The 1,057-nt window shown below is 70.9% G+C and carries 1 protein-coding gene and 1 pseudogene; both read right to left on the bottom strand.

Going from position 1 to position 1,057, the window contains the following annotated elements; genetic code table 11:
* A partial coding sequence (locus tag ACEN88_RS32490; RefSeq protein ID WP_413346359.1) for a transglycosylase domain-containing protein occupies nt 1–313 on the bottom strand: 313 nt, incomplete at its 3' end.
* Nucleotides 313–1,057: pseudogene (locus tag ACEN88_RS32485) on the bottom strand (alpha-2-macroglobulin); the annotation flags it as partial. The gene ACEN88_RS32490 and the pseudogene ACEN88_RS32485, both read right to left, overlap by 1 nt.

The following is a 1,057-nucleotide window of genomic DNA, read 5'->3' as shown; positions in this document are numbered from 1 at the left end:
GCTGGCCGCTGCTGAACAAATTGTCCCATGCAGCCTTGCCGATGGCCTGGAAGTCGATGCCGCCGTGCTCCATGAAGCGCTGGTCCTCGGCCTGCAGCACGGCGCGGCCGAGCGCGGGCGAGATGTCGTCCAGCGCCACCCAGCCGAGCCGCCGGCCCGCCATGTCCACACGCACCGTGGCGAGGGTCTCGCCGTGGCGGTCGAGCAGCGTCGTGTCGGACGAGCGCCAGGCTGCCTTCACTTCCTGCGGCGTCGGCACGGCGGCATGCACCGGCATCGCCAACAGCAGCAGAAGCCAGACCAGGGTCTTCATCACTGCACCGTCATCCCCGCGTTCGGCACTTCGCCGAACATCTCCGGCGCGTACATGGCTTCCACGCGCGTGGTGGGCAGCGCGAAGCGGCCCTCGTTGTTCAGCCGCACCGTGTACTCGACGGTGAAGCGGCCCTTCGGCACCCATTCGTAGTACGCGCGGTAGCCGGTGTGCAGGCGCTCCTCGAACGCCGGCCACGTCCAGCCGGTGCGGCGTTCGCCGGCCGTCGCGATCTGCGAATCGCGGCCCAGGCCCGAACCGAGCACGCTGGCGCCGGCCGGGATCGGATCGTCGACGACGACCCACGTCATGTCCGATTGCGCGTCAATGTCGAGGTGGACGCGGTAGACGTCGCCGCGCGACCACGTGCCCTTGACCTTCTGTTCAACCGGCGTGACGGTGCGCGCGATGCGGTAGCCGGACGACAGCGGCGCCTTCAGCGGCACGGCCGCCAGGCTCTGGACCGTCGCCCACGGCTTGCCGCTGCCCTGCTGGCGCATGGTCAAGGTGCCACGGCCCTGCGGCCAGGCCTGCAGCACGGTCGCCGGCACGGTGCCGGTCCAGCTGACGGGCTTCCCGTCTGCACCTGTGACGACGAGATTGGCGCTGCCCGTCACCGGCTCGCGCTCGTAGGTTTCGGAGAAGCGCTTGAGTGCGACGGTGCCCCAGGCGTTGGCCGTCGTCGTGTCCCAGTGGCCGTGCTGCTGGCGGCCGAGGGCGCCGCGCGCGAGGCGGCCTCGGCCG

The sequence above is a fragment of the Massilia sp. CT11-108 genome (assembly GCF_047302915.1).
GTDB classification, from domain to species: Bacteria; Pseudomonadota; Gammaproteobacteria; order Burkholderiales; family Burkholderiaceae_D; genus Telluria; species Telluria orientalis.
This window is presented reverse-complemented; position numbering and strand designations above follow the sequence as displayed.